This is a genomic window from Paraglaciecola chathamensis S18K6 (genome assembly GCA_000314955.1).
GTDB classification, from domain to species: domain Bacteria; phylum Pseudomonadota; class Gammaproteobacteria; order Enterobacterales; family Alteromonadaceae; genus Paraglaciecola; species Paraglaciecola chathamensis.
In genome coordinates this window covers 21,071-41,878 of sequence record BAEM01000063.1, presented here as the reverse complement: position 1 = coordinate 41,878, position 20,808 = coordinate 21,071, and the positions used below count along the sequence as shown (strand labels likewise).

Annotated in this window: 15 protein-coding genes; 4 read left to right on the top strand and 11 right to left on the bottom strand. The window is 42.6% G+C overall.

What is annotated here, in order from left to right; all coding sequences use genetic code 11:
• Nucleotides 1-9: 9 nt before the first annotated feature.
• The 6 genes from GCHA_RS21790 to GCHA_RS21765 form a co-directional block, all read right to left on the bottom strand.
• Nucleotides 10-837, bottom strand: a complete 828-nt coding sequence (locus tag GCHA_RS21790) for a TIM barrel protein (RefSeq protein ID WP_007992214.1) — start codon at nt 835-837, stop codon at nt 10-12.
• Nucleotides 838-867: 30 nt separating this feature from the next.
• The gene (locus tag GCHA_RS21785; RefSeq protein ID WP_007992213.1) at nt 868-2,373 is read right to left on the bottom strand and encodes a CoA-acylating methylmalonate-semialdehyde dehydrogenase; all 1,506 of its coding nucleotides are present in this window, start codon (nt 2,371-2,373) and stop codon (nt 868-870) included.
• 40 nt (nt 2,374-2,413) lie between these two features.
• Nucleotides 2,414-3,307, bottom strand: coding sequence for a myo-inosose-2 dehydratase (gene iolE, locus GCHA_RS21780; protein WP_318249031.1), 894 nt, complete (start codon nt 3,305-3,307; stop codon nt 2,414-2,416).
• 21 nt (nt 3,308-3,328) lie between these two features.
• The gene (iolD, locus tag GCHA_RS21775; RefSeq protein WP_007992210.1) at nt 3,329-5,182 is read right to left on the bottom strand and encodes a 3D-(3,5/4)-trihydroxycyclohexane-1,2-dione acylhydrolase (decyclizing); all 1,854 of its coding nucleotides are present in this window, start codon (nt 5,180-5,182) and stop codon (nt 3,329-3,331) included.
• Between the two features lie 30 nt (nt 5,183-5,212).
• A complete protein-coding gene (locus tag GCHA_RS21770) occupies nt 5,213-7,123 on the bottom strand; it encodes a bifunctional 5-dehydro-2-deoxygluconokinase/5-dehydro-2-deoxyphosphogluconate aldolase (protein WP_007992208.1) in 1,911 nt (636 codons plus the stop codon).
• A 799-nt stretch (nt 7,124-7,922) separates the two neighbouring features.
• On the bottom strand, nt 7,923-9,677 hold the full coding sequence (locus GCHA_RS21765; protein ID WP_007992206.1) for a purine-cytosine permease family protein: 1,755 nt from the start codon (nt 9,675-9,677) through the stop codon (nt 7,923-7,925).
• A gap of 488 nt (nt 9,678-10,165) precedes the next feature.
• Here GCHA_RS21765 and GCHA_RS21760 point away from each other — a divergent pair, with 488 nt between their 5' ends.
• The 3 genes from GCHA_RS21760 (at nt 10,166) to GCHA_RS21750 (ending at nt 14,954) form a co-directional block, all read left to right on the top strand.
• Nucleotides 10,166-13,021, top strand: a complete 2,856-nt coding sequence (locus GCHA_RS21760; protein ID WP_007992204.1) for a TonB-dependent receptor — start codon at nt 10,166-10,168, stop codon at nt 13,019-13,021.
• A gap of 107 nt (nt 13,022-13,128) precedes the next feature.
• On the top strand, nt 13,129-14,070 hold the full coding sequence (locus tag GCHA_RS21755; protein ID WP_007992202.1) for a sugar phosphate isomerase/epimerase family protein: 942 nt from the start codon (nt 13,129-13,131) through the stop codon (nt 14,068-14,070).
• 32 nt (nt 14,071-14,102) lie between these two features.
• On the top strand, nt 14,103-14,954 hold the full coding sequence (locus GCHA_RS21750; RefSeq protein ID WP_007992200.1) for a MurR/RpiR family transcriptional regulator: 852 nt from the start codon (nt 14,103-14,105) through the stop codon (nt 14,952-14,954).
• Between the two features lie 243 nt (nt 14,955-15,197).
• Here GCHA_RS21750 and GCHA_RS21745 read toward each other — a convergent pair whose 3' ends face one another.
• Both GCHA_RS21745 and GCHA_RS21740 read right to left on the bottom strand, forming a co-directional pair.
• Complete coding sequence (locus tag GCHA_RS21745; RefSeq protein ID WP_007992198.1) at nt 15,198-16,577, bottom strand: DEAD/DEAH box helicase; 1,380 nt, start codon at nt 16,575-16,577, stop codon at nt 15,198-15,200.
• Complete coding sequence (locus GCHA_RS21740; protein WP_318249030.1) at nt 16,574-17,092, bottom strand: VspR family transcription factor; 519 nt, start codon at nt 17,090-17,092, stop codon at nt 16,574-16,576. The genes GCHA_RS21745 and GCHA_RS21740 overlap by 4 nt, the downstream gene beginning before the upstream one ends.
• A 72-nt stretch (nt 17,093-17,164) precedes the next feature.
• Between GCHA_RS21740 and GCHA_RS21735 the strand changes: the two genes are divergently transcribed.
• Nucleotides 17,165-17,431 (top strand): helix-turn-helix domain-containing protein, encoded by a 267-nt coding sequence (locus GCHA_RS21735; RefSeq protein WP_039992906.1) that lies wholly within the window; start codon nt 17,165-17,167, stop codon nt 17,429-17,431.
• Between the two features lie 443 nt (nt 17,432-17,874).
• Here GCHA_RS21735 and GCHA_RS21730 read toward each other — a convergent pair whose 3' ends face one another.
• The 3 genes from GCHA_RS21730 to GCHA_RS21720 all read right to left on the bottom strand — a co-directional run bounded on the left by GCHA_RS21730 (nt 17,875) and on the right by GCHA_RS21720 (nt 20,474).
• A complete protein-coding gene (locus GCHA_RS21730) occupies nt 17,875-18,060 on the bottom strand; it encodes a hypothetical protein (RefSeq protein ID WP_007992192.1) in 186 nt (61 codons plus the stop codon).
• A gap of 51 nt (nt 18,061-18,111) precedes the next feature.
• Nucleotides 18,112-18,495: an MbcA/ParS/Xre antitoxin family protein gene (locus GCHA_RS21725; RefSeq protein WP_007992188.1), complete on the bottom strand. Its 384-nt coding sequence runs from the start codon at nt 18,493-18,495 to the stop codon at nt 18,112-18,114.
• A 530-nt stretch (nt 18,496-19,025) separates the two neighbouring features.
• Nucleotides 19,026-20,474: a BNR-4 repeat-containing protein gene (locus GCHA_RS21720; RefSeq protein ID WP_007992186.1), complete on the bottom strand. Its 1,449-nt coding sequence runs from the start codon at nt 20,472-20,474 to the stop codon at nt 19,026-19,028.
• Nucleotides 20,475-20,808 lie beyond the last annotated feature (334 nt).

Below are 20,808 nucleotides of genomic sequence, written 5' to 3'. Positions count from 1 at the left end.
ACAGTAATATTAACCTTCTAGTGTCTTTGCCATGTATTCCATACTTTTGCGAATTTCACTTACAGGATCTTGCAGATCCCACAAACCAGCATAGAAAGGTTCAAAGGAGATGTAACCGGTGTATCCACCATCAATCAACGACTTCACCTGAGATATACTATTTAGTCGATCACCAGCCCCAACAAACTCGCGGTGTCCGTCAAGCATGTCAGCAAAAGCAATCTCTTTATCAATTACTGCTGATACATGAACTAATCCCGTCGCTTGAGGATAAATATCCGGGTCATTTGCGCCAACATGGTGGAATGTGTCGTGCACCAAACCAAATACATCATTGCCACCTACATCATTAATGGCTTCGATTGCTTCCTTTTTAAAACGTAAGGTCGAGATAGGAAAGCCAAGGGCTTCAACATAGCCGTGGAGACTATGTTTTTCTAAAATGTCCTTTAGATCTTTCAACGCAATTCGAAGATCAGTAGCTCGTTGCGCCGCAGTACGATTGTCCTCTGCGTCGACCAAAGGGCAACACACCAAGCCTCTTGCCCCAGCGGCTGCAGCGACCTCCGCCATTTCCTCAGCTTGAGAACGACGCTCTTCATTCCAAACATTAAACGGATACAAAGCATTAATACTCAATACGCTGATACCTGCATCGTCGGCAGCCACTTTCACAGCTCGGGCAGTTTCAAGTTCAATAACACTGTTTTCTTTCACATCGTTACGTAATTCTACCGCCCCCATTCCCAACTCTTTTGCCGCCCCGATGAGCTCAATAGGACTCAAGGTTGGACAAGCCATATGATTTAGTGCAAATAATATTGATGTTTCAGACATAAAATGATTCCTCATAAACCTGCCTACAGGTTATTCCATTGTTGGCATAACATATGCCGAACCGCCTTCACGGATACCAGTTGGCCAACGACTTGTGATGGTTTTCAGTTTGGTATAAAAGCGAACACCTTCCGCTCCATGCATATGGTGATCACCGAAAAGTGAAGCCTTCCAACCTCCAAAGCTGTGGAATGCCATAGGAACGGGAATAGGTACATTCACACCAACCATCCCAACTTGTATTTCATGGGTGAATGCGCGGGCGGCATCACCGTCCCGCGTGAATATTGCTGTACCGTTTCCAAATTCGTGTTCGTTAATCATATTGACAGCTTCGTCGTAAGATTTCGCACGCACCATTGAAAGCACGGGTCCAAAGATTTCTTCTTTGTAAATGGTCATATCTGTGGTTACGTTATCGAACAAAGTACCGCCAATGAAATAACCATTTTCGTAACCTTCGCGGGTCATTTTAAAATCGCGTCCATCAACCACTAACTCAGCGGATTCTTCAACACCTTTAGCGATGTAACCGGCAACTTTATCTAAATGCGCTTTGGTGACCAATGGCCCCATTTCGGCATCATTATCAGTCCCCGGAGCTACTTTCATGATTGCAAGTTCTTCAATCAATCGTGTTTTTAGTTTGTCAGCGACTTCATCACCTACCGGTACAACAACAGATATCGCCATACAACGTTCTCCAGCAGAGCCGTAGGCTGCGCCCATTAGAGCATTAACCGTCTTTTCAATATCGGCGTCAGGCATAACAACCATGTGGTTTTTAGCTCCTCCGAGAGCTTGAACTCGTTTACCAAAAGAAGCACCACGCTCATAAATGTATTTGGCAATAGGGGTAGAGCCAACAAAGCTAAGAGCTGGTATATCCTGATGTTCAATTAAGGCGTCCACCACATGTTTACCACCATGCAGAATATTGAATACACCGGGAGGAAAACCAGCTTGGGTCACAAGTTCAGCATAAAACATGGCTGCCGACGGATCTCGTTCAGAAGGCTTTAGAATAAAGGAGTTTCCACAGGCCAATGCTACGGGGAACATCCACATAGGCACCATAACTGGAAAGTTAAAGGGTGTAATACCTGCAACCACACCAAGGGGTTGGCGTAAAGCATGACTATCGATACCAGTACCAACATTTTCTGACATATCCGTTTTTAACAGATTCGGACCGCCACAGGCAAACTCAACCACTTCGAGACCTCGAATGACTTCGCCTTTAGCATCCGAATGCACTTTACCGTGTTCTCGGGAAACTATTTCAGCCAATTCGTCTAAGTTTTCTTCTAGCAAATCGCGAAATTTATTCATTATCCGCGCTCGTCTTAAAGGGGTGGTAGCTGCCCATATAGGAAAGGCAGCTTTAGCTGCTGCTACGGCAGCTTCTATATCGGTAGGTGTCGACTGTACGACTTGTGCAATCTCTTCACCTGTAGCTGGATTAAACACAGGTGAATATTCTGTGCTTGCACTATCAACGATCTGGCCGTTTATAAAGTTATGTATTTTGTTCACTTTTACTCTCCGTAATGACGGGTTATGCTGCTATAGCGATTTATAACAGGCCAGCTTTAGCGGCCATGGTCTGCAAATTTTTGTGCCCTAGCGTGGCAAATGTAAGAGGATCGGCAACTGCAGGATCCTGTTCCGCCTCAACGACTAACCAGCCTTCGTAATTATTTTTCTTGAGTTCAGCGAAAAGTGCTGGGTAATCAACACAGCCATCGCCAGGTACAGTAAAAACACCGTTTAAGACTGCATTTAAAAAACTCAAGTTGGCATTTTTTGCATCATCCATCACGTGTTTTCGAATGTCTTTGCAATGGACATGAACTATCCGATTTGCCCAGCGCTTAGCTAATACAATAGGAGCGCAACCTGAGAACAAGCAGTGCCCACTGTCAAGCAACAAGCCTAATTGGGGGCCGGTACGGCTCATCAATTCGTCCACTTCTGCTTCTGTTTGAATAACAGTTCCCATGTGATGGTGATAAGCGAGTTGAACGCCATGATTAAGCGCATGCATGGCAACCTTATCTATCTTGTCAGCAAATTCCTGCCAACGCTCGGCAGGAAATGGCTTTCGTAGGGACAGAGGTTTAGATTGATCACCATGCACGCAGTCTGTGACTTCACAGCACACCATCACTTTACATCCGGTGTCCCGAAGTAATTCAAGGTGCGGCTGCATAGCCGTAATTTCTTCCTCAGCGCTGCGCTCGAGTAATTTTAGAGAATACCAACCAGACACAGCTTTTAATTCGTGTGCAGCCAATACAGTGTTTAACTTGTCCGCTTCTCGAGGAAACTTATGGCCAAGTTCGAAACCCGCAAAACCAGCCTGTTTGCCTTCCGCAAGGCAAACCTCAAGAGGCGTGTCTCCTCCTAGAGAAGGTAAGTCATCATTTGTCCAGGTTAACGGGTTAATACCCAGTTGTACTGCCATCATCAATCTCCTCAAATAAATCAGTTACAGGTTCTTAAGTTGTTTTATTTTTTGTGCTTCGTAGAAATTTCGAGCATCCCGTACCTCTTCGCGGGGTGAGACCTCGGGAACAGCAACATCCCACCAGAATCCCCCCTCTTCACTCACTTTTAAGGGGTCGGTGTCTAGCGTAATAACATAAGAGATAGGAGATTCTTTGGCACGAGTAAGTGCAGCTTCAAGCTCATTGATACTCCGAACTTTTTCAGAATTAGCCCCTAAGGATTTCGCATGGGCAGCGAAATCCACTTTTGGTGCCCCTTCTTCCACAGTTAGGCAGTCATCCAATAAATTGTTGAAGCCAGGGCCACCACAGAACTCCTGCAATCGATGAATACAGCCGTAACCCCTGTTGTCTAAAACCACCACGACTATTTTAAAGCCAAGCATGACAGAAGTAGCTATTTCAGAGTTGAGCATCAAGTAAGAGCCATCACCCACCATTACAAAAACTTCTGAGTTAGGTTTCGCCATTTTTGCACCTAACCCTCCTGCAATTTCATATCCCATGCAAGAAAAGCCATACTCCATGTGGTAGCCACGGCTAAAGCGAGTACGCCACAACTTTTGTAACTCGCCGGGTAATCCCCCCGCAGCACATACCACAATGTCTTCTTCCCCTGCTGCTCGGTTAACTGCCCCTACCGCTTCAGGATCGGTAAGAGGCAACATATTTTTGTTAGCTGTAGCGTTATCAACGTAACTATCCCAAGCACTTTTAGCTAATTGACTCTGCTGCTGCCAATTATTGCTTGATTCCCAGTCGCTAAGACGACTTTTAAGCCAGTTTAAAGTTAACTTTGCATCTGCCACTAGGGGCTTTGCGTAATGTTTAATTGAGTCAAATGACGCAACATTTATCGATAGTAGTTTTGCTCGCGGATTGATCATGGTTCTGGAACCTGAAGTGAAATCTCCTAATCGTGTCCCAACAGCAATAATTAAATCTGCATCAGCAGCTAGTTGATTAGTAGAGGCGGCACCAGTAACCCCGATAGACCCCATATTTTGTGAATGATCCCAAGGCAAAGCGCCTTTACCTGCCTGAGTCTCTCCCACGGGTATAGAACATTGTGTCACCAGCGAATCTAGCGCGTGCAATGCGTCCGAATAATGTATTCCACCACCTGCTATCAACAATGGCTTTTTACTAGCCTTAATCAGTTCAATTGCTTCTTTCAATTCGACTTCATCGGCTAACTGGCGGCGTAGACGATGAACCTTTCCAGCGAAAAAGTGTTCAGGATAGTCATACGCCATAGTCTGAATATCTTGGGGTAATGATAATGTCACAGGACCGCACTCTACAGGATCGGTTAACACTCGCATTGCCTGAGGCAAAGATGTTAAAAGCTGCTCTGGTCGAGTAATTCGATCGAAGAAACGACTCACGGGTTTGAAACAGTCATTTGTAGTCATCGTATGATCATGATAGGTTTCTAACTGTTGTAATACCGGATCTGGCATACGCGTGGCAAAAGTATCGCCAGGCAAAAATAGTACAGGAATTCTATTCACGTGAGCTACGGCGGCTGCCGTGACCATATTCGTTGACCCCGGGCCTGCCGACGCAGTGCATGCCATCATTTGCTGCCGATTCAAGGTTTTAGCATAAGCAATCGCTGAATGTGCCATCGCCTGCTCATTGTGAGCTCTATAGGTTGAAAGCTCGTCTTTTACTTGATATAGAGCCTCCCCTAATCCAGCCACATTTCCATGTCCGAAAATAGCCCAGACACCAGCGAACATAGGCATTATCTCACCTTCAAGTTCAACCTTTTGAGCCATCATGTATTTGACCACAGCTTGGGCCATGGTTAAGCGAACAGTGTTAGACATCTCGCAATCCTCAATTTCTATGTTAGCGGGCTAAAGCGCGCGCTTGTTCCACGTATTTACAAGATGACAGTAGTTAGATTTTATTCGGGTAACCACTTCATCATCACTAATATCACCAGACAACCAAGCTTTTGAAGGCTCACTAAAGATAGAGCGTCCGACCGCGAAGCCCTTGACCATTTTGCTATTTGCAGCTTGATTAAAACCATTTTCCAATGCTTCCATCGAAGCATCTAATCCTAATATCACGATACCGTGACAGTGAGGGTCATATTCGTTGACTAGCTTTTCTATTCGCTCCCAAGATACTGCATTTAAAGGTGGTAACTTCCACCAATCTGGTTTTATGCCTAGATGATAGAAACGGGTAAGAGTACGTATGTAATGCTCGTCAGAACGAGGTTTATCAGTAGGCAAAATAACCTCTAGCAACAAATCATGCCCTGACTGACAACAGGCCTGATACACTTCACGTACTAAGTTTTCTTGTTCGAGTCGCATTTCAGCCGTATCGTCAGGATGATAGAAAACTAGGCATTTTACTATTTGCTCAATTGGCCAGCTCACCAGTTGACTACCAATATTGCCATGTTCGAGCCTCAATGGTCGTGAACCAGGAAGCTCAATAGGCCGTGCAACCCACCACCCCTGACCGCTAATTTCATTTAGCGCAGACTGGCCATAGGTTCCGTCAATAAAAACGCCTATTTTTCCCTGCAAATTCAGTTCTTCTCGGGATTCCTGAGCAGCACGTAGAATCAAGTTTTTCAAAATAGGGAGCTGCGTAAGGTCAGCGTTTGCCTCAATAGACATTTTTTCTAATTGACTGCGGTGGTCAAACGCTAATATATTCAACTCTTGCCACCCCCGATCACGAGTTGTCACCCGGTGTAAATGCTGTAATCGTTTATCCAAGTCAGGGCGAGGTACTAATTCAGTGCGTCTAAGGTAGTCGTCTAACTCTTCGGCGCTAGGCATAGCGGGTGCACATCCATGACGGGAAACCACTAAAGCTCCACAGGCATTTGCGTAACTACAAGCTTTTTGCCAACCTTCGCCATTCAAATATCCGCGAAGTAGCCCTGACATAAAAGCATCTCCAGCGCCTAGTACATTCATTACCTGGACCTGAACTCCAATGATATTAATGCCGTCATCGAGGTCGTTCGGTATGTCCCCTTCAAAAACGGCACATCCTAGGGGCCCTCGCTTGCAAACAAGAGTGGCTGCAGAATGTTCGCGCACGGCGCGTAATGCAGTGATCGTATCAGTGGATCCACCGGCGATATGAAACTCTTCTTCAGTTCCAACTATCAAGTCGAAGTGCCCAAGCACAGCTTGAAGTTTCGCGGTGACTTCGGACGAAGGAATAAAGCGAGTCTCTCCATCACCAGGGCTTGTCAGTCCCCATAGTACTGGCCGGTAATCAATATCCAAGGCACGTTTAACATCATTGCGGCGAGCATAATTTAATGCCGTGAGCACAGCTTCCCGAGTCTGGGGATTAGACAAATGTGTACCGGTTATCGCCAATGCTCGAGCAGAGGCAATATAATCTTCTTTAACATCCTCTGGCGTGATTGCCATGTCTGCACAATTATCACGGTAAAAAATCAGTGGAAAAGTGTCTTCATCCTTTAAACCAAGTATCACTAGTGCCGTCAGGCGCTCCGGATCAGTAATTAGATTACTGGTATCTACACCTACCCGAGTGAGCTCTTCACGCAGGAATCGCCCCATGTGTTCGTCACCTACGCGCGCAAGCATGGAGGAAGATAGGCCTAGACGTGCAGTCCCATAAGCAACGTTTCCTGACGATCCCCCAAGATATTTGGCAAATGTAGCTTCATCTTCTAAACGCGCACCAATCTGTTGTCCATATAGGTCGACTGCGACTCGTCCCATACAAATTAAGTCTAGTTTTTTATCTCTATTGCTCATTTTTATTTCCTCTCTAGCAACGATGTTTCACGATGCTGGCAACGTGCTTAAAAGGCAATTTCACGTTGGTTGTTAATATTTTATGATGATAATTAAATGAAATATTTATTTCAAGTTAATTTTACTGAAATTTATATTTCATTCGCATTTCGTGAATTTATGAATTTAATATTATATTAATCAACAAGTTATAGATTAGCCTGAAAGGGAATATTTATTTCAATTGTAATATATTTGTTATTCTACTAGCTCTAAAAAATCATATTTAACCTTGATCGGACGGCTGGCATGTCTACCAATCGCTGTCATGACAGCGCATAAAGTTTATACTTCAGCTAATAAATTACGTCGCTATTAACACAAATCAAAGGGTTACCCCTCACCTTTAAACGCATATTTCCATTAGATTGAAAGAAGTATATGAAAGCTTATGTCTGAGGGTTAAACGACTGCGTCCGCTTTAGCCACTTAAGCTTCATAACGTTCCCCCTGAGATAACATAGACTCACCTCCCTCTACGTATCAGTCAGAGCCGATAAGACATAAGGTGTGTTATTAATCTGAGCAAACTTGTGAACCGCCGCCCCCCCTAGAAAGGCAAAGTTTGCCTACGCGCCATAAAATTCACTTTTAATAAAAAATTGAACCTATAGGGTTAGAAAAGGTACAAACAGCGCTTATGTACCTATGTTCTTTGCAGTAGTGGCACTTTCAGACTCACTCGACATTCAATCAGCTTGCTGTTTGCCGCAACTGGAGAAACTCCCCAATATTAAATGCAGCAGTAAAAACCGAAAAATCACACCCGGTTTTCCTGCGTACCATGCTGACTGTTCTGGGCTGAAAGAGGTGTGTCGGTAAATTTCTCCGTTTCCTTTGTCTCAGCACACTCTTTTTTTGTGAACCAATATGTACCTGATACAAAATACAGTAGTGTCGGCACAACCAACAACGCCTGAAACGCTTCCAGATAATCAGGACCTTTGATATAAACCCAGATAGCCAGTGCAGCACAAACAACAAGCGAACCAATCGCGATGAAACGGGCTATTCCAATAAAACCATCGCTGTGCAAATCTTTGTTTGTCGCCTGCTCTACTACAACATCGTGAGAAAAGAATTCGCGCTCCTCAGCTAGACGCTGACGATACGCAGCTTCTTCTCTAGCAACCTGTTGCGGATAACTAACCCGTGCCCCCGCGTAAGCGGCCATGATTAAATAACCTCCGGTTGCAACAATCCAAGTGGGTAGTAGTAAAAAGAATAAATGAACATCCAGCATGGAGTTTAGTAAAAACGCTACCGCGAGTGAGATAACCCAAGCCATAAGAGCGGGACCATTGATATTTGCTCCTCTGTAAGCATTCCAATAAGGGGTCATACCCAGTTTAGATAACAACCAATGTTCAGCAACTAATATGGCACCGACGGGCGCAATGACCAGGCCCATAATTCCAAGAAAGTCGAGCATGTGTGAAAAAGCGAAGGGGAAACAGGCGATAATAGTGGTAAAGACACCTACGATAGCTGTTACCTTCACCCGACACCACTTTGGATTCAGCGATTGAAATGCCAACCCTGCACGGTAAATGGTTGGATTAGATGTAGTCCATCCTGCAATTACAACGGCTAATATTCCCACCCAACCAAGTGTTTGATAAGCGACTTCTCCAGCATCTAGTTGGTTTATCGTCGTTTTCAAAATTAAAGCCGCGGCTGCGCCCATAATTCCAGCGCATATCCAAGCCATGTAATGACCAATGAACATACCTAATGCAGAAAGATAGCCATATGAGGACTTGCGCGCATATCGTAAAATCGTCATATCTGACATAGCTCCGTGCATCGGCAAATTACATACCCAAGCAAAAGCAGCTACGTGCCAGATCCCTATCCCATTATCTACTTCTAGCCATATGAAGGAATCACCGATAATAATAAAATCTTGAATACTAGTGATCGCATCGACCGAGCTGCTGTTGGCAATCAGGATCGGCAGTGCACCAATGCCCCCAATTAAAAACATTAAGATCATCCAAGGTGCGCATACAGCAGCGAACTGAGCTACTTTTTTAAAACCTTTAATTGCGACATAGCCGATTACCGCTCCTACGACAACGGCCACAAGGACAAAAGCAAAACTGTTTGGATACCATGTGATCTGCGGAGGGATATTAAATGGAATTCTAACGGCCGAGGCAGACACTGTTATCATGGCTCCAGCAATAATAACGAACAAAATGCCGTTTATAATACTGTATATCTTGACAACACCCGGCCCTGCCACTTTTTCTAAGTACGCATATAAAGTAAGGCGAGTGCGAACAGCAATAGGGGCACAAATCCAAGCCCATGTAAGAACAGCAAGTAAGTTACCAATCAACAATCCAATAAATATGTCGTAAGTAGAAACCCCGAGAGATACAAACAGTGCGCCTATCACAAATTCAGTCCCAGCGACATGCTCCCCAGCGTAACTGGCTGCAAAATGGCGGGCCGGCTCCAATCTATTGGCAGCCACGGGGGTATTTTCAAATTCCTGTACTTCGCTCACTATAGTGATCTCCAATGTTATACCAATCGACCTACAGAATAGTTAAAACTACCTGTTAGCCGCGAAAAGTTATGCAGATGGAATATTACCGAACGATAGGTCAGTAACATCAAGCAAAACTTTTTTCTTCGATATTATTTAAAACTTAAATTACATTTTATTAACCATTAAAAAATAAACTAATTCAATAATCATTTCAAACGAAATTTATATTTCATAATAATAATATTTTCTCAGGGGAGCATAACGTCCAATAAAAACGGACATTAATCGTAAAGTCCTATTTAACTTACATTCTTGATAACCTCATTGAGCCAAAAGAAAAGATATTGTTAACCTATTGTGAAATATTTATTTCTTTTTGTTTGACTAATGAAATATATTTTTGTAAAAATAATGTAATGATGTTCACCCCTACAAACTTGCTCTACTCGAACACATAAGTAATTCATTAAAATTTACAAAAAGAGTCATTCAGGAGACACCCTATGAGATTCGGTTACAATAAAACACTATTAGCCTGCTGTATCACCGCCGCCATTAGTTCCGCCAGCACTAATGCGCAAGAAAATAAATCTGTAGAGCCCAGTGCTGCACAAGCAGAAATAATTGAAGTGAGAGGCATCCGTCGTAGCTTAAGCGAAGCCCAAGATATTAAACGCTCATCAACGGGTGTTGTTGATGCTATTTCAGCTGAAGACTTGGGCAAGTTCCCAGACATGAACATAGCCGAATCGCTTCAGCGGATCCCAGGGATTGCCATCGATAGAAATGGCGGTGAAGGACAGTTTGTAACCGTACGAGGTTTCGGTCCTAGCTTCAATACAGTCTTGGTCAATGGACGTCGTATTGTTTCCGAAACAGGAGGGCGTGAGTTTAGCTTCGACCTTTATCCAGCAGAGCTTATTTCTGGGGCTGAGATATATAAGTCTGGTGTAGCCTCACTTCAGGAGGGTGGCATCGGAGCGACCATTAATTTAAAAACCGCTCGACCATTTTCGTTGCCTGAAAGCACTATGTTATTTACAGCTAAAGCCTTATATGACGAAGCTAGTGGTGAAACCACACCACAACTATTCGGGCTGTATTCCACAAGTTTCAATGATGGACAAACAGGAATTTTAATTTCAGGCTCATATCAGAACAGAAAATCTCAAGAAGATTTTACCAATACTAACGGTTGGTTGCCTACTAGTATTGACCGCGTAAACCTTGCTGACGATGTTAACGCTAATCCAAATAGTGTAACCACTGCGTTTATCCCCCGTGAAACTCAAACCGGGCGAAGAGAGCAAGAACGAGAACGAATTAATGTACAAGGCGTTTTTCAACACTATATGACCGATGAGCTATTATTGACCGTCGACGGTTTTTATAACAAATTTGAAGTCAATTCTTCCGCAACAATGCTTGGATCTTGGTTTGGTTCACCGGATGCCACGTCAAATGTTATCTTAAACTCAAATGGCACCGTACTCGAACAAAATATTTCGTCCGAAGTGGGAATTCTAAATCGTTTAGAAGGTCGCCCAACTGAAACGAGAGCACTTGGGTTTAATCTAAAATGGATCGCAAATGATGAACTAACGAGTGTATTTGATTTTGGCTATTCAGACTCTGAAGCAACCCAAGGCAAAGGGAATGGCCAGGCTGTTATGGGTTTCACAGACGATCCTGATGATCCGTCAGATGATTTTCACTTTTTAAACACCGGATCTGAAGCTGAAGTAATCTACCCAAATTCAATTGTGGATCGTTTACGCAATAGGGACAGCTATCGCTCTCATGTTGCACAGTTCGGAGATCAAGCTGGCGATGGCACGGGCGGCAACTCTGTTGACGCAAGTTTGTATCAATTTGCTTTGGACAATGTTTACGAGCCCTATGACGGTGGTATGTTCAGTAAATTGAAGTTTGGCTTAAATTATTCTAATGAAGAAAAAACTGTAGATGTAGTCCGTCCCGGGTTTGATGTTTTCTGTCAATACTGCTTCTTCATCACTGATGTGCCTAACGACTTACTACTTGATTACGATACATCTGGACTACTGGAGGGTGTATCTCCAAATACATTCCGTGATATCTATACGTTCAATTTAAACGATTACATCGACTGGCAGTCATCAACAGAAGGTTTCAATGCGCGTGACGAATACTTTGGCTTCGAGCCAGGTACTTCGCAAGCAGCTTTTGCGGCACAAGAAGGTGGTTTTTTAGGGACGAAACAGCCAGATAGCTATAAAGTAAGCGAAACCATTTTCGCGATGTATGCCGACATGTTGTTTCAAGGAGAAATTAAAGATATGCCTTGGAAACTCAATACAGGAGCCCGATTGGTCTATACTAAGGATGAAGCGGTTGGAAGTCAGCAAAAACTGATTAGCCTTTCGCAAACTACCGGAACACAGTACAACCCAGGATTTGATACCAGTGGGACAGGTTTTCAAACCGAAACGAATGATTACCTCAAAATTCTGCCTAATTTGAGTTTCACAATCAACCCAACCGAAGATTTTGTAGTTCGTCTCGCAGTGTCTGAAACAATGACTCGCCCCGAGCTAAAAGACCTTGCTCCTCGCCTTTCCTACCTTGACCTACGTCCAGGGTCTCTAAACGCTGTTGCAGGCAATGTAGCCCTTAAACCATATACATCTATAAATTTGGACGCATCGTTCGAATACTACTGGGGAGATATTAATTACGTTAGCCTAGCAGTTTTCAATAAAGAGGTGCAAAACTTTATCGTTACTGATAACGAAGTCGTAACAATCCAAGGGGTTGATATTCAACAACCATTAATTTCGGAAGACACCGCGATAAATGCAGAAGCAGGGACCATTGACTTCAATGTACAACGCCCACTTAATAGCGAAACGGCTGACGTAAAAGGCATGGAACTCGCTGTACAATATGCACTAGATAGCGGTGTGCTTGATGGACTAGGCTTCTCAGCAAACGCGACTTTCTTAGACTCCAATGCCGAGATCGAGGCCAATTCAGATGTTAATACTCTGTTTGCAATACCGGGGCTCGGAAACTCGATGAATGCTACTTTATTTTACGAAAGAGGTCCCATTGAAGCACGCGTATCATGGAGCGAGCGTGATGAATTTCTAGAATTTCTAATCAATCCAAAAGCGGGCGTTGAACCCGTATTTACTGAAAAGTTTTCACAGGTAGACTTTCAGTTAACTTATCGCTTCAATGACGACTTCTCGGTATTTATTGAAGGTACTAATATCACTGACGAAGCTATCCGCAAACATGGTAGGTATGACGAGCAATTTATTCTATATCGGAATACCGGTCCTCGATATGGTTTGGGTTTTCGTGGTCAATTCTAATTCGATCTAACCATAATGAGTCGCTGGGCGCGCTCCGCTCTAACTATTGATAGGATGAAATATCTATTTCATCCTATCGAAATCAACCTTATAATGAGAGCCCTAAAATGAAACTATCATGTTGTACAGATGTCCTTGGGGACTTGCACTATGAAGCGATGCTGGATCATTTAAAATCCGTCGGCATTATGGCTGTTGAAATGACCACTGGTGGTTGGTCGTCAGCACCCCATGTGAACTTGGAAGAGCTGCTAGAAGACGAAAACGCTAGAATTCGTTTTCAGTCGGCTTTAAATATTCGTGGTATGGAAATCGCAGCACTGAACTGTTCAGGGAATCCGTTAGATCCGGGGGAGATGGGTTTAAACCACAAAAATGTAGCGTTTCAAACCATGGAATTAGCTGGATTATTGGGAGTTAAGAAAATTGTTATGATGAGTGGGTTACCGCCCGCTACTGCAGAAGATAAAGTACCTAACTGGATAACATATACAGTAAGTTGGCCCCCAGTACTTAAAAGTATGCTTGACTACCAATGGAATGAGGTAGCTATTCCCTTTTGGAAGGAACTTGTAGCTCACGCAAAAGAAAATGGTGTGGAGAAGATAGCATTAGAAAATTTTAGCTCACAGTTAGTTTACAATCCTGAGACTTTATTCAGACTTCGCAATGCAGTTGATCCTATGATTGGTCTTAACTTGGATCCCAGCCATCTAATCTGGATGGGTGCAGATCCAATTGCTTCGGCTAGAAATTTAGGTGATGCAATTCATCATGTACATGGTAAAGATGTTCGATTAGAACGTGGATTAGTGGAAATCAACGGTATCATGGAAACCAAAGAAATTGATGACGTAGCAAATCGGGCGTGGAACTATGTCGCTGTAGGTTGTGGTCAGGATTTGAAGTGGTGGAAAGAATTTTTTTCTGTCGTTCGTATGACTGGATATAACGACTATGTTTCATTGGAAATGGAGGATTTGACCATGTCAGTTGAGGCCGGTTTAAATACATCTATAGAAGCGCTGCAAAAGAGCATTAGCCAATAATAAGTGATGCCAAAATTAGCAAAGTGAGTTGCATGAGTAATCAAAACGAAAATTTTAGTAATACAGATAAAAGCCTAAATTGGGTAGAGCTTCAAGAGCTGATCAAGGAACGCTATCCGACAATGAGTAAACGCCTTAAACAAGTGGCTAAGTTTGTACTTGAAAATCCTAATATGGTCGCTTTTGAAACCATTGCTGTTATTTCAGAAAAACTTGATGTGCCACCGTCTACTATGATTAGGTTCGCCTCAGGGCTAGGTTTAACCGGGTTCAATGAAATAAAACAAGTTATAAAAGAAGACAAATTAGAGAATACTAGTAATTACAGCAATCGTATTCAGTTAATGCGAGGCCAACAGGACTGGAAAAGCGATGAACTACTGCCTCGTTTTGCTAAAGCAAACCGCGACGCCCTACGTCACCTTGAAGAAACAGTCTCGCGAGAAGATATTCAAAGAGCTGTGGACCTAATGAGCAAAGCGCGCCATATTTTTTTGCTCGGAAATGGCCGTGCCCATACAGTCGCAACATACCTGCATTATGCTCTAAACCATATTAATAAAAAAATATTCATGATCACTGGTACAGGTGGTATGTTCCAAGAACAAATGTCTAATGTTGAGCGTGGTGACTTACTTATCGCAATCAGCTTCAGCCCTTACTCTTCGAACACGTGTGAATTAGCAGCGCAAGCCGCCAATAGGGGAGTTGCCGTGTTATCGATTACCGATAGCCCTATTTCTCCCTTAGCAAACACGAGTCAACAATCGTTTATTGTTCAGGAAGCTAGGGTAGACGCATTCCGCTCGCTGTCAGCTTCACTTCTGTTATCTCAAGTTCTAGCAATCGGTTTAGCAGATAGCCGTACCGACGACGTGTATTAGAAAGCGCTCCTCTTAAAGTGTTGTAGATGGAATTATTTTATAAGATTATTGCTACAGCATCGCCAGATTAGTAACTTCGCTCTATTTATTGCTAACGAGTTTCAAACATTAATAATGCACACTTTTTGTTTAAGATGAAGTTCAGATTTCGGTAGCTTCAAAGTTCGATTAAATCGCATACATTGTAGAATAGCTCTTAATGAAAAAATGTTTATGAGATCCAGAAGATACTGTGGCGTACAGTCATAGCATAAAAATTTTTTGCTGAAAGCGACCGAAAGAGTCGATAGCTGAATCATACCAGGAAGTAAGTGCCCCCTGAGGTGATTCCTCTCTTATCTCGACAGCTGACAGGGTTTCAGGAGGCGCTTCTATCCCACTACTCTGAGACTTGGACTCCTCAGTTACATTTGGGGTAGTAACTTCTGAGTCACAACTGTCATTTGTACTAGATGATTTTATTACTGCGTAATGCGGTACTTCTTCTGCGATTCTATTAGAAAACTCAAGTAAGCGAGGATGTGCAGGCATTATGAGGTAGCCAGTCTCAATAGGCGAATATTGCGCCCTTAAAACACGACCTAATACTTGTCTGAAATAGAGTTCCGTCGTGACCAGAGACAGATAACAACAAACTCTTAAACGGGGTATGTTAGTTCCTTCGCTAATCATACCAATAGATATAATCCACTTTTGACTACTATGTTTGAATTGCTGTATGAGACTTTCCGGGTCACTTTCCTGATAAGTGACCACTTCGCTGGCTTCACCTAATTTATTCAACAATTGTTGAATATGTTTTGCATGGGATATCGACGCGGCGACAATAAGACCTCCCGCATCACAAGCCAGCAACCTCTCTTTGTTCAACCTGGCGATACCCCTTTTCAGTATTTGTCGAATGACTTCATCATGCCCAATTAGATCAATATATGATAAGTTACTTTTATCCAAAAACTCCGATATAGATGTAAAACTGAAACTTTCGTTATCTTCAATCACCCTAATGAGTTCATTATCGAGTGTTGTAAGGTGAGGAGATCGACAAACTCCGTCTCTTATTGCCTGATTCAAACCATATCTATAATCCACATATATTTGATTTTTTTCTCCCACATAGCTGGCAAGGGCAATTGGAATAGTATCACTTCTCCATGGAGTACCAGTAAGTGCAATAGTAAAGTAGGCCTTGCCTTGGATATTCTCCAAAATATCCGCTCCCCATGCATTAGCGTTTCCTACTTCACTGCCAGCACAATGATGTATCTCATCAAAGATCACGAGCACTCGATAGGTATCAAGTAATGTCCAGAAGGTATCGTCTAGATGTCTCATACTTTGATAAGTAAGAGAAGACCCTGTTGCGCCAAGCCCTCCGCAAAAACGCTTTTTAGTAAGGGCTTCAAGTTCAACCTTGAAATCGTTTGCAACCACTGTCGAAGGTGAAAAGCATAATACTAGATCGACTCTATCCTCTTCAATGAGGATATTTGCTAATGCGGAAGCCATTACGGTCTTACCAGCTCCGGGAGTAGCAAGACATAAAAAGTGAGAAAACTGTCTATCAAACTTTCTCAAAGCTGCTTCAATTGCTTCTTGTTGCCACCTCCTTAGTATTATCATTGGCGAGTTTCATACTCTACAAGCAAACGCTCAAACGCTTTCACTTTACCGAGCATTAATTTTGTTTGATCTCTAGTGTATTGATAATGGGACTTTACATCCTCCGCGAAGTCAGGCATTTCCTTAACCCACTCTGAGTAAGCCTCCGCTTCACCTATATTAGTGAGCATTTCTGCTTTATATCGTCGGATTTTTTCTTTTATTTTAAAAAGGATCTCTTGATTAATTTTACTAGGCCCCCGCAAAACATTTTGCGATTCTGTATCTTCATCACATTTTTTAGACCAACTAAAAACAATCGCTTTGCCGCTATCGCCGGACAAAGAGGTAATAATACCTTCGTGCTCTAAGGTTTTAAGATGACGATAAACATACTGTGCGGCGTTCTTTTTTTTATCAAACTCATTAGAGTAAGCGGCCAATAGATGTCTTGTAATAGACGTGACAGTAAAACTTTTCAATTGAAGAGAGAGTAAAAAGTTATGCATATCAATACCATACTTTTTTTTGGGCATTAGTTTTTTGCTCGGTTAAATGAGGTTGTCTCGAAATTCGCGACATTGTACTTTGTCTCTATCATCGAGACAATGAAAACTTCCGTTTACTCTACTCATTACGACAAACTCCGATTGTGGTTAAAAACCAATCGTGAGGAACAATCTCTTTCTTTGCGAGAGGTCTCGGAAAAATGGGGAAAACATCACTCAATCTTGGGAAAGATTGAGCAAGCTAGGCGAAAAATTGAACTCGTAGAGTTTATTGAGCTGTGCCAAATCCTTGAAGTTGAGCCTCATGAAGGCCTATCCCTTTTAATTTCATCAATGAATGAAGAATGGCGCGGGCACAAACGCTGAAAGCTACCTTTGAATATCTCATCAAAGTTATGATTTTCTATGAAGTTAAATATGATACTTGAAAGATAGTCCCAAATTGCACTGCCTTAGTTTGCGGTTCATGCAAATAAATAGCTTACCCTCAAGTTTCAGACCCTTCATGAAATCTCTTGAACAGTTATGATTCAACTATATATAGAAAGCCATTTTGAACACAATTTGCACCAAGTTATTCGTAGGGACGTTACGACCCGTCACCACAAATTTTAAGTAACCGTTGCAAATCACACTTATAAACCAATAGCTCAAACTGAAAATAGGCATATTCGCAATAGCGAAGAAGATGACACTTCACCTACCTTACGGCCTAAGGCTATAAGGCTATAAGGTAGGTAAATTATTTCGATGTACGTCAGCGCTGTAAACAGAAAGATTACAACGCTAGGAGTCTTTGCTTCTAGTCACTAAAAGTTTTTCTCCGTGAAATCAGCAAGTGTGCTGCGCTCTACTTCATCAAATATTAACACTGAACCTTTTTCGTAGTTGCGATATATATTGACTGCAGCGCTAGCGCCAGAGGATGCAGGTGTTACGAACTTATCGTCTATTTGAGCCAGATTACCAAGTACGATGGTGCGGCAAATTTCCACCCACGACTTAGCATTCCCTTCATTTGAGCTCGGGTCATCTTCTGCGCTTCATCAAAAATATTGTGAGTTAAGATATCTACATACATCACTCAAATGAGTCACGTTACCTTTAAGCATGTATTTTAAAGCAGATTCGTTATTAAAATGCGCATTAGGCTTTCGTGGCCATGCGTGAGCTTGGTCCTTCACCGAAAACAAAATGCCGAGAGCTTTGTAAATACGAATGATGTAGGAGATACGGTTTAAAGTATCATCTGATAAGTTAGTAACTTTGCCTGCTTTCATGTTATCAATAACCGATGTGGAATGAAGCCCTAGTAAGATGAGCTGGTCTTCAAGTTTGACATTCCACGCGTTAACGATATTGAAAAACGCTGATGTCGCCACATGTGCTTCTTTCTCGAATTGTAATGTTGGATGTTTATCTTTAGACATTATTTTATTTCCATGTTGAATTCCATAAACTTTTCTAAGGCTCAAAGGGAAGATTGCTATGTCGCACCGCAGTTAGCATGACTAAAAATCTAAACAATAATATCAATGGCTGAGGTAGGCAATAGCTGTATATTCAGGCTATAAGTTAGTATCAGCTTATCGTTAGGTTCCATTTTGATACTAATGGGTATCGCGACTTGATGAGTCTTTAATTAATTTTGTGGGTCCTGCTAGATTAGTATTAGCAGATCAGTCTTTGATTACATCCCAGACCATGAAAAAGTCTTTCTCACCATAGTTTATGACGTCTAGCTGCAAAGTGTGGTCACTCCAGGCGGCTTAATTTTCCTCATTCAAGCAGTAAATATTCACCAGTTGAGTAGTCAAGTTACTTTAAGGGTTATGACCTCAAAGTAATGAGGCAAGAACAGTTGGCTCATGCAAATTCAAAGAGCCAACATGGATAAACACCAAATCTTATTGCTTTCACACAATGACGTTTGTTCCAAGATAGAGTAATCAAATGAAGATTACTCTTTGTAAACTCGCTTTATCGGGCCGTTGTCTCCGACGAGGTACATTCTACGCCAGTTACTTCGTTCAGGTTTCTCTGCCACTATGATACGGGCATCAGGATGCGCGTTGCGAATGAATGAACTTGCTGCTGAACCAGGGCTATCTAGGTTACTTAAAGATTTAGGGCGCGGCTGCTCATGTTTATCAGGCGTACCAGTAAAATCGCCAAAACGAAGTAAATCTTCTCCTTTGCTAAAGTTCATCCCTGAATCATCGCTTTGCCACCAGCCCACGCGAGTCTTTTCCGTTATAGGGTCGATCCCGCTTATTAAAAAGCGTACATTGTTTCCATCGGTTAAGAAATCACCACGCCCAATGGGCAGCCCACTTTCCAACTGCCCTACCCACTTTTCCCCGTTCCAAGTGAAGTGGGTAGCATGTTTAGGACCACCTATTTGCCATCCGATATCTTCACCAATGTACGCAGCAATATGTGGTTTACCTTGCGCATCAACTTTTGTGGTTCCGTTGAATGTCCACAAATCTTCCGTATCGACGACCAACGCTTTTTCGTCAGCCACTTCTTTAATGAGCGGGATGGCTACACGTTCATCCTCAACGTTGCTCCATACATTTGTTTGCGTATTAAACTTGACGAAGTATAAATTTTTGCGCTCAGTTGAATGCCCTCCACGGTTGTTACGAGGCGCATCTTTATCCCAACAGTAGTGGTAGTCAAAACCGATGACTATTTCGCTATTTGAACCTTTTGCAGCATAGGCGTACCAGCTGTCTGTTCCAAAGTCGTCCGCACGACGTTTGTACTTTAAAAACGAAATAGGAGCAGAAAATGTACGACCATTATCTACCGATTTTTGATAAACCCAATCACTTCGATGTGCGCCATGGCGATAAAACAGATAAATGTCACCGTTATCCATTTTTATCGCTTGGTTATAAGTACCGAAGGGAGGGATATTATCCAAATCTTCCCAGCTCGATATATCTAAAGGTTTGCTCGATACAGCATGCTTATTTTCGCCAGAGTGAGTACCCTCGCCGAACGCGTTTTTACCATGTAGTGCTTGAACCCCACCGTGGCCGCCGTAAAAGATATGAATAAAACCTGCACCATCAATAATGAGTGTTGGTTTCCCGTGACTGTCGATTTTTTTACTCAGATCTTTACCTAAGAGACTGGTTCCAGCTTTGAATGGCCCTGTCCAAGTCTTTGTGTTGTGATCATATGCCGCGACATAGGGATCTTCCTGCGCTCCTTGATAAGCAACATAGGTAACTCCATTTAGGTGCTCACCAGAAGGATGCTGGACAACGGCTACACCTTCACCCCACCCATTTTCAGCAAAAAATTCTTTTTCAACCTTACCGTTAGCACTTTTTGCTAGACCAACATTTAGCAGCCCTAGCATGGTTATAGAAACTAAAATATGCTTGATAGCCATGTGTACCTCATCGAAATAAAGAATAGTGAAAGTGTTCGCACAGCAAAACTAAGCGCTTTTTTGCATACGCAATAAAAAAAGAACGCCTAGCAAAGCAATTATAGTGTTTCACTGATGCCACTATATTCTCGGACTCTAACCGAGGCGCTGACCACTTCAGCATTCGTGTATAACTATTGATCATCTCTTGCTTAGTTGAACCTTCATTTTTATGACCTGTCAAATTAAAATTAGAAACGCTGAAAGCTTTTACTACATCTAACGCTGCCTCTAACCAACGTTTAAAAATCTTTTGATTTTTGGAATCAGCGAAATTTGGCGCGCCAGGAGAATA

Excerpts from the sequence above, each read along its gene's own strand:
- GCHA_RS21745 (WP_007992198.1), bottom strand. The coding sequence starts at position 16,577 with ATGATAATACTAAGGAGGTGGCAACAAGAAGCAATTGAAGCAGCTTTG.
- GCHA_RS21770 (WP_007992208.1), bottom strand. The coding sequence starts at position 7,123 with ATGAGCAATAGAGATAAAAAACTAGACTTAATTTGTATGGGACGAGTC.
- GCHA_RS21760 (WP_007992204.1), top strand. The coding sequence starts at position 10,166 with ATGAGATTCGGTTACAATAAAACACTATTAGCCTGCTGTATCACCGCC.
- GCHA_RS21755 (WP_007992202.1), top strand. The coding sequence starts at position 13,129 with ATGAAACTATCATGTTGTACAGATGTCCTTGGGGACTTGCACTATGAA.
- GCHA_RS21750 (WP_007992200.1), top strand. The coding sequence starts at position 14,103 with ATGAGTAATCAAAACGAAAATTTTAGTAATACAGATAAAAGCCTAAAT.
- GCHA_RS21740 (WP_318249030.1), bottom strand. The coding sequence starts at position 17,092 with ATGCCCAAAAAAAAGTATGGTATTGATATGCATAACTTTTTACTCTCT.
- GCHA_RS21720 (WP_007992186.1), bottom strand. The coding sequence starts at position 20,474 with ATGGCTATCAAGCATATTTTAGTTTCTATAACCATGCTAGGGCTGCTA.
- GCHA_RS21725 (WP_007992188.1), bottom strand. The coding sequence starts at position 18,495 with ATGTCTAAAGATAAACATCCAACATTACAATTCGAGAAAGAAGCACAT.
- iolD (WP_007992210.1), bottom strand. The coding sequence starts at position 5,182 with ATGTCTAACACTGTTCGCTTAACCATGGCCCAAGCTGTGGTCAAATAC.
- GCHA_RS21735 (WP_039992906.1), top strand. The coding sequence starts at position 17,165 with ATGAAAACTTCCGTTTACTCTACTCATTACGACAAACTCCGATTGTGG.
- iolE (WP_318249031.1), bottom strand. The coding sequence starts at position 3,307 with ATGATGGCAGTACAACTGGGTATTAACCCGTTAACCTGGACAAATGAT.
- GCHA_RS21790 (WP_007992214.1), bottom strand. The coding sequence starts at position 837 with ATGTCTGAAACATCAATATTATTTGCACTAAATCATATGGCTTGTCCA.